The organism is Streptomyces sp. NPDC059456 (genome assembly GCF_042750055.1).
Taxonomy (GTDB): Bacteria; Actinomycetota; Actinomycetes; order Streptomycetales; family Streptomycetaceae; genus Streptomyces.
In genome coordinates this window covers 1-7,256 of the sequence record NZ_JBHYVA010000442.1, presented here as the reverse complement: position 1 = coordinate 7,256, position 7,256 = coordinate 1, and the positions used below count along the sequence as shown (strand labels likewise).

Sequence of the window (7,256 nt, the reverse complement as noted above, 5' to 3'; positions counted from 1 at the left end):
GGGGCCGGACACCGGGGGGGGGGCCGCCGCGGGCGGCCCCCACCCGTGCACTGCGCGAACGTTACGCCCCGCTCGCCTTCAGCATGTCCTCGCGCTCGACGATCTTCACGCGCTCGCGGCCCTGGGGCTCACCCAGCGCCTTCTCGGCGGCGTCGAGGCGGTACCAGCCCTCCCACGTCGTGAAGCGGACGTTCCGCTCGGCCAGGAAGGCCTCGACGGCCTCCGGTGCGGGCGCGGCCGGGGTCAGCAGGCGGCCGCCCGCGTGGTCGGCCAGGAGGTTGGCGACCGTCTCGTTCGCGTCGCCCTTGGTGTGGCCGATGAGGCCGATCGGCCCGCGGCGGATCCAGCCGGTGACGTAGGTCGACTTCAGGTGCTCACCGGCCTCCATCACGCGGCCGCCCTCGTCCGGGACCGTGCCGCTCTCGACGTCCCACGGCAGCTTGGGCAGTTCGTCGGAGAGGTAGCCCACGGCGCGGTACACGGACTGGACGTCCCAGTCGGTGAACTGCCCGGTGCCCTTGACGTTGCCCGTGCCGTCGAGCTCGGTGCGCTCGGTGCGCAGGCCGACGACCTTGCCGTCCTCGCCGAGGATCTCGGCGGGGGACTCGAAGAAGTGCAGGAAGAGCTTGTGCGGGCGCTCGCCGATGTCGCGGATCGCCCAGTTCTCCAGGGTCTTGGCGACCATGTCGGTCTGCTTGTTCCCCCGCCGCTCGGCGATCGAGCCCTCGTCGTAGTCGATGTCCTCGGGGTTGACGATGACCTCGATGTTGGGCGAGTGGTCGAGCTCGCGCAGCTCCATCGGGCTGAACTTGGCCTGGGCCGGGCCGCGGCGGCCGAAGACGTGCACCTCGAGCGCCTTGTTGGCCCGGAGGCCGGCGTGGACGTTCGCCGGGATCTCGGTCGGCAGCAGCTCGTCGGCGGTCTTCGCCAGGATGCGCGCGACGTCGAGGGCGACGTTGCCGACACCGAGCACGGCGACCTTCTCGGCCTCCAGCGGCCAGGTGCGCGGGACGTCGGGGTGGCCGTCGTACCAGGACACGAAGTCCGCGGCACCGTAGGAGCCGTCGAGGTCGACGCCCGGTATGTCGAGCGCGCGGTCAGCGGTGGCGCCGGTGGAGAAGATCACGGCGTCGTAGAACGAGCGGAGTTCGTCGAGGCTGATGTCGTTCGGGTAGTCCACGTTGCCGAACAGCCGGACCTGCGGCTTGTCGAGCACCTGGTGGAGGGCCGTGATGATGCCCTTGATCCGCGGGTGGTCGGGGGCGACCCCGTACCGGATCAGACCGAAGGGGGCGGGCATCCGCTCGAAGAGGTCGATGGAGACACCCGGCTCGGCGGCCGCCTCGGACTTCAGCAGCGCGTCGGCGGCGTAGATTCCGGCGGGGCCGGCACCGACGATTGCTACCCGCAGGGGGCGAGGCATGACTGGTTCCCTTCGACCGACAAAAAACTGGATCAACGGAACCCTAAGCTAAGGGGACCCTAACCCTGCACCCGCCCCCTGCTTATGACCCCATAAACAAAGCTTATGACCTTCCCAAGACATCCTTGGGGTTGCCGGGCACACTGGAGTCATGGACCCGGTCGCGGCGCTGGAGCGCATCGCCTTCCTGCTCGAGCGCGGGCAGGCGCCCGCCTACCGCGTGCAGGCCTTCCGGAAAGCCGCGGCCGCGGTCGCACACCTGGGGGAGTCCGGGGTGCGGGAGCGCGTCGAGGCGGGGACCCTCGAAACCGTCAAGGGCATCGGGCCGAAAACCGCCCAGGTCGTGCGCGAGGCGGTCGGCGGGGCGATCCCCGCGTACCTGCAGGGACTGGAGGACGAGGTCGCGGCGCACCCCGCGGGTCCGCCGGCGAGTCCCGCCGCCCGCGCCCTGCGCGCGGCCCTGCGCGGAGACTGCCACCTGCACTCCGAGTGGTCCGACGGGGGCAGCCCGATCGAGACCATGGGCCTGGCGGCGGCCGGGCTGGGCCACGAATGGGCCGTGCTCACCGACCACTCCCCGAGCCTGACCGTCGCGCGCGGGCTCTCGCCGGAGCGGCTGCGCGAGCAGCTGGACGTGGTGGCGGAGCTGAACGGGACGTGGGCGCCCTTCCGGCTGCTCACCGGGATCGAGTGCGACATCCTGGCCGACGGCTCCCTGGACCAGGAGCCGGAGCTGCTGGACCGGCTGGACCTCGTCGTGGGCTCCGTCCACTCGAAGCTGCGGATGGAGTCGCCCGCGATGACCCGGCGGCTGCTGGCGGCCGTGCGCAACCCCCTGATGGACGTACTGGGCCACTGCACGGGCCGGCTGGTCACGGGCCGCACCCGCCCCGAGTCCCAGTTCGACGCCGAGGCGGTCTTCGCCGCCTGCGCCGAGTCCGGAACCGCCGTGGAGATCAACAGCCGGCCCGAGCGGCTGGACCCGCCGCGCCGGCTGCTGCGGCTGGCGGTGGGGTCCGGCGCGCTGTTCGCGATCGACACGGACGCCCACGCGCCGGGCCAGCTGGACTGGCAGCCGACCGGCTGCGAACGGGCCGTGGAGTGCGGGGTGACGGCCGAACGGGTCGTGAACACGTGGCCGCGGGAGCAGCTGCTGGAGTGGACCCGGACCCGCCGCCCGCCCGCCGCGGCCGCCGCCTGAGGCCCGGCCGGGCTGTCACCCGGGGTCCGGGGGGGGGCCGCCGCCCGGGGTCCGGCGGGGCCGCACCGGCTCACCGGAGCCCGGCCAGGGCGGCTCCGCGCACCAGCAGCAGGACGACATCGCCCCCGGCGACCGCCATCGTCAGCAGGAACGGGATCCGGCTCCGGCCGGCCGGCCGCCCGGCCCCCGCGAGCACCACCGCGGCCGTCGCCGTAAGCAGGCCCCAGCCGTACGGGGGCACCCGCCCCGGCGGTCCGGCGACCAGGGCCACGGCCGAGCCGAGGACCAGCAGCCCCCCGACGGCCGCCGAGCGGCGCGCCCCGATCCGGTGCGGCAGCCCCGCCACCCCCGTGGCCAGGTCGTCCTCGATGTCGGGCAGGACGTTGGCGAAGTGCGCGCCCGTACCCAGCAGGGCCGCCGCGGCCGTCAGCCACCACGGCGGCCAGGGGGACCCGGGCAGGCCGAGGGTGACGAACGCCGGGAGCAGCCCGAAGGCGAGGGCGTACGGGAGCCACGAGGCGGCGGTGCCCTTCAGCCGCAGGTTGTACGCCCAGGCGGCCGCCACCCCGCACAGGTGTGCGCAGCCGGCGGGCACTCCGGCGGCCAGCGACAGCGGGATGCACAGCAGCAGCGCCGTGAGGGCCGCGGCCGTCACGGCGGCGGGCCGGACCGCCCCCGAGGCCAGGGGTTTGTCGCGGCGGCCGGTCGCCAGATCGCGGCGGAGGTCGACGCGGTCGTTGCTCCAGCCGACCGACAGCTGCCCGGCGGCGACGGCGGCCACGGTGAGCACTGCTCCGGGGAGGCTGCGCCCCACGGCGGCGGCCAGGGCGGCGGTGAACAGCGTCACGGCGGCCGCGGGCACCGGGTGGCAGGCCTTGAGCAGGGCGAACGCGGCGGCGGGCGGACCGGCGGCGGACGGCCCGGCGGCAGGCGGACCGGCGGCGGGCGCGGGCCCTGCGGTCCGAGGCGCGGCGCACGGCGCGGCGGCACGCGTCGCGGCAGGCGCGGTGGCAGGCGTGGCACCGGGTGTGGCGTCGGGTGTGGCGTCGGGTGTGGTTCCGTCTGCGGCTCGGGCGGGGGGCACGCGATCACGCTAAGCCGCGCCGCGCCCGGTACGCCGCATTCCTCACGAAGTGTCAGTTGTTCCCTATGTTGAATCAATGACGCGTGTTCTGGCAGTGAGCAGTGTGTTCCCGCCCCACCGCTATCGCCAGTCCGAGATCGCGGCGGCACTCGCCCGCTTCCTGCCTCCGGGGGCGGACACCGCCCTGCTCCACCGGCTGCACGCCGCCGTGGGCGTCGAGAGCCGCCACCTCGCGCTCCCGCTGGAACGCTACGGTCCGTCGAACGACTTCGGGACGGCGAACGCCCACTTCGTGGCGACCGCCGAGGAACTCGGCGCACGCGCCGTCGGCGCCGCCCTGGCCGCCGCCCGCCTGGAGGCCGGCGAGGTCGACCTGGTCATGTCGACCACGGTGACCGGACTCGCGACGCCCTCGCTGGAAGCCCGCATCGCGGCCCGTGCCGGTCTGCGCCCCGACGTCAGGCGGCTGCCGCTGTTCGGCCTCGGGTGCGCGGCGGGCGCCGCCGGACTCGGTCACCTCCACGACCACCTGACGGGCCATCCGGACCACACGGCCCTGCTGCTGTCCACCGAGCTGTGCTCCCTCACCCTCCAGCCCGCGGACACCTCGACGGCGAACCTGGTGGCCGGTGCCCTGTTCGGCGACGGAGCCGGGGCCCTGCTCGCCGTGGGCCGCGGCCATCCGCTGCACGGCACCCGGCCGGGTCCGTCGGTGGTGGCCGCGCGCAGCCGCCTCTACCCCGGCACCGAGGGGCTCCTCGGCTGGGACATCGGCCACTGGGGGTTCCGGATGGTGCTGGGCCGTGAACTGCCCGCCCTGGTCCGGCTGCACGTGGCCGAGGAGGTCGAGGGTTTCCTCGCGCGGCACGACCTCAAACCGCCGGACGTCGACCGGTGGATCGTCCACCCCGGCGGGCCGAAGGTCCTCGACGCGCTGGCCGACGCGCTGGCCCTGCCCGACACCGCCTTCGCGGCGAGCCGTCGCTCGCTCGCGGAGGCCGGCAACCTCTCCTCGGCGTCCGTCCTGCACATCCTGGACACGATGCAGGCCGACGGACCGCCCGCCCCCGGTTCCGTCGGGCTGATGATCGCCTTCGGACCGGGCTTCGCCTCCGAACTCGTCCTCCTGCGCTGGTGACCCCATGTCGATGAACCCGATGGCCCGGATGAACCCCACGGACCTGTACCTGCTGCTCATCGGCCTCGTCGCGGCCGAGCGGCTCGCCGAACTCGCGATCGCCCGCCGCAACACCCGGTGGAGCCTGTCCCGCGGCGCCGTCGAGTACGGCCGCGGCCACTACCCGGCGATGGTCGCCCTGCACACCGCGCTGCTCCTGGGCTGCGTCGTGGAACCGCTCGTCGCCGACCGCCCGTTCCTGCCCGTCCTGGGCCAGGCCGCACTCGCGCTCGTACTGGCGGCGCAGACCCTGCGCTGGTGGTGCATCGGCACCCTCGGAACGCGCTGGAACACCCGGGTCCTGGTCGTCCCGGGGCTGCCGCTCGTGGCGGCGGGGCCGTACCGCCTGCTGCGCCACCCGAACTACGTCGCGGTCGTGGTGGAGGGCGCGGCGCTGCCCCTGGTGCACACCGCCTGGGTGACCGCGGCCGGCTTCACCGTGCTCAACCTCCTCCTGCTGGCCGTGCGGATCCGCTGCGAGGAGGACGCCCTGGCGCATGCCGCGCCGGTCTACCGCAGCCCCGTACCGGCGGAGGGCAGGGCCCGGTGATCGACCTGCTCGTCGCGGGCGGCGGCCCGGCCGGACTGGCCACGGCCATCCACGGGGCGCTGGCCGGGATGGAGGTCGTCGTGCTGGAGCCGCGCCCGACCCCGATCGACAAGGCGTGCGGCGAGGGCCTGATGCCCGGCGCGGTGCGCCGGCTCGGGGACCTGGGCGTGTCCGTACCGGGCCGGCCGTTCCACGGGATCCGCTACCTGGACGGCGCGAGCGGCCTGCACGCGGAGGGGCGGTTCCGCGCCGGGCCGGGTCTCGGCACCCGCCGGACGGTCCTCCAGGGCGCACTGGCCGAACGGGCCGAACGGCTGGGCGTGCGGGTGCTCGCGCGGCGCGTCGGCGAGGTCCGCCAGGACGACGACCGCGTCGGCGCGGCCGGCCTGACGGCCCGCCACCTCGTGGCGGCGGACGGCCTCCACTCCCCCGTCCGGCGCGCCCTGGGCCTCGCGGCGCCGCCCGCTCCGGGACGCGCGCCCCGCTACGGGCTGCGCCGGCACTACGCGGTGGAGCCCTGGAGCGATCTGGTCGAGGTCCACTGGTCGGCGCACTGCGAGGCCTACGTGACCCCGCTGGGGCCCGACCGGGTCGGCGTGGCGGTCCTCACCACCGAACGCGCCCCGTTCGACGTACAGCTGGCCCGGTTCCCGCTGCTGTGCGCACGGCTGGCCGCGGCGGCCGGTTCGCAGGTGCGCGGCGCCGGTCCGCTGCGCCAGCGGGCCCGGGTACGGGTCGCGGGGCGGGTGCTGTTCGTCGGGGACGCCGCGGGGTACGTGGACGCGCTGACCGGCGAGGGGCTGACCCTGGCCGTGACCGCCGCGGGCGAACTCGTGCGCTGCGTACGGGAGGGCCGGCCGCAGGCGTACGAGCGGGCCTGGCGGGAGCTGTCGCGCAGCTACCGCACGCTGACCGCGTCCTTGCTCTGGGCCCGCCAGCAGCCCCGGCTCGCGGGGCGGATCGTCCCGTTGGCGGCGCGGCTGCCCCGGGTCTTCACCCACGGGGTCAACCTGCTGGCCTAGCGGGCCTTGCGGGTCGCAGCCCCGGGCTGCGGGCCGGGCAGGCCACGGGGGGGGGGCCCGGGGGGCCGGGCCCCGCGGCTCGCCCTGCGGGCCCCGTCCCCCGCGGCGGCCGACGCCCCGGCTCATGCTCCGGCGCCTGCCCCGTCCTCCGCCCCGTCCTCCGCCGCGGCCGACGCCCCGGCGCCCGCCCCGGCCAGCGCCCGCGCGTGACGGCCGCCGCCCCCTGGCCGCCCCCGGCCGCCGCCCGTCCGCGGCCGGACCGTACTGAATCCCGCACCGTTCTCGAAAGGACGCCCCACTTGACCGGCTCCCTCACCCTGCTCGGCACCCACGCGCTCCCCACCGCCGGCTCCGGGCCGTACGCACTCGCCGTCGGGCCGGACGGCCGCCTGTGGTGCACCCTCGTCCACGCCGGGCGGATCGCCCGCATCACCCCCGCGACCGGCCTCGTCGAGGAGTTCGCACTCGACTCCCCCGACTGCGGCCCCACCCTGATCGCCCCCGGACCCGACGGCGCCCTGTGGTTCACCCGCCACCGCGACCACCGGATCGGCAGGATCACCGTGGAGGGTGCGTCCACCTCGTACGCACTGCCCGGCGCCGCCGGCGGACCCTACGGGATCGCGGCCGGGCCCGACGGCGGCCTGTGGTTCACCTGCACGGACACCGACCGCGTCGGCCGGATCGGCACGGACGGCGCGGTCCGCGAGTTCCCGCTGCCCTGCGCGGGGGGATTCCCGTCCTTCCTCACGACGGGACCCGACGGCGCCCTGTGGTTCACCCTCAACCAGGCCGACGC

At 75.6% G+C, this 7,256-nt stretch carries 6 protein-coding genes and 1 pseudogene; 5 read left to right on the top strand and 2 right to left on the bottom strand.

Going from position 1 to position 7,256, the window contains the following annotated elements; translation table 11 throughout:
- Positions 1–61: 61 nt before the first annotated feature.
- Positions 62–1,423, bottom strand: a complete 1,362-nt coding sequence (locus tag ACFXA3_RS29660; protein ID WP_385191637.1) for an FAD-dependent oxidoreductase — start codon at positions 1,421–1,423, stop codon at positions 62–64.
- A 151-nt stretch (positions 1,424–1,574) separates the two neighbouring features.
- Between ACFXA3_RS29660 and ACFXA3_RS29655 the strand changes: the two genes are divergently transcribed.
- Positions 1,575–2,624, top strand: a complete 1,050-nt coding sequence (locus ACFXA3_RS29655; protein ID WP_385191635.1) for a PHP domain-containing protein — start codon at positions 1,575–1,577, stop codon at positions 2,622–2,624.
- Between the two features lie 70 nt (positions 2,625–2,694).
- Here the strand turns inward: ACFXA3_RS29655 and ACFXA3_RS29650 are convergent, their stop codons facing one another.
- Positions 2,695–3,708: a UbiA family prenyltransferase gene (locus ACFXA3_RS29650; RefSeq protein WP_385191634.1), complete on the bottom strand. Its 1,014-nt coding sequence runs from the start codon at positions 3,706–3,708 to the stop codon at positions 2,695–2,697.
- Between the two features lie 76 nt (positions 3,709–3,784).
- Between ACFXA3_RS29650 and ACFXA3_RS29645 the strand changes: the two genes are divergently transcribed.
- The 4 genes and pseudogenes from ACFXA3_RS29645 to ACFXA3_RS29630 form a co-directional block, all read left to right on the top strand.
- Positions 3,785–4,846: a type III polyketide synthase gene (locus tag ACFXA3_RS29645; RefSeq protein ID WP_385191632.1), complete on the top strand. Its 1,062-nt coding sequence runs from the start codon at positions 3,785–3,787 to the stop codon at positions 4,844–4,846.
- A gap of 4 nt (positions 4,847–4,850) precedes the next feature.
- A complete protein-coding gene (locus ACFXA3_RS29640; protein WP_385191631.1) occupies positions 4,851–5,435 on the top strand; it encodes an isoprenylcysteine carboxyl methyltransferase family protein in 585 nt (194 codons plus the stop codon).
- Positions 5,432–6,457, top strand: a complete 1,026-nt coding sequence (locus tag ACFXA3_RS29635) for an NAD(P)/FAD-dependent oxidoreductase (RefSeq protein ID WP_385191629.1) — start codon at positions 5,432–5,434, stop codon at positions 6,455–6,457. The genes ACFXA3_RS29640 and ACFXA3_RS29635 overlap by 4 nt, the downstream gene beginning before the upstream one ends.
- Positions 6,458–6,756: 299 nt before the next feature.
- Positions 6,757–7,256 (top strand): annotated as a pseudogene (locus ACFXA3_RS29630) (virginiamycin B lyase); the annotation flags it as partial.

Bases quoted from the DNA above. Each gene is read 5' to 3' on its own strand.
- ACFXA3_RS29660 (WP_385191637.1), bottom strand. From the start codon at position 1,423: ATGCCTCGCCCCCTGCGGGTAGCAATCGTCGGTGCCGGCCCCGCCGGA.
- ACFXA3_RS29655 (WP_385191635.1), top strand. From the start codon at position 1,575: ATGGACCCGGTCGCGGCGCTGGAGCGCATCGCCTTCCTGCTCGAGCGC.
- ACFXA3_RS29645 (WP_385191632.1), top strand. From the start codon at position 3,785: ATGACGCGTGTTCTGGCAGTGAGCAGTGTGTTCCCGCCCCACCGCTAT.
- ACFXA3_RS29640 (WP_385191631.1), top strand. From the start codon at position 4,851: ATGTCGATGAACCCGATGGCCCGGATGAACCCCACGGACCTGTACCTG.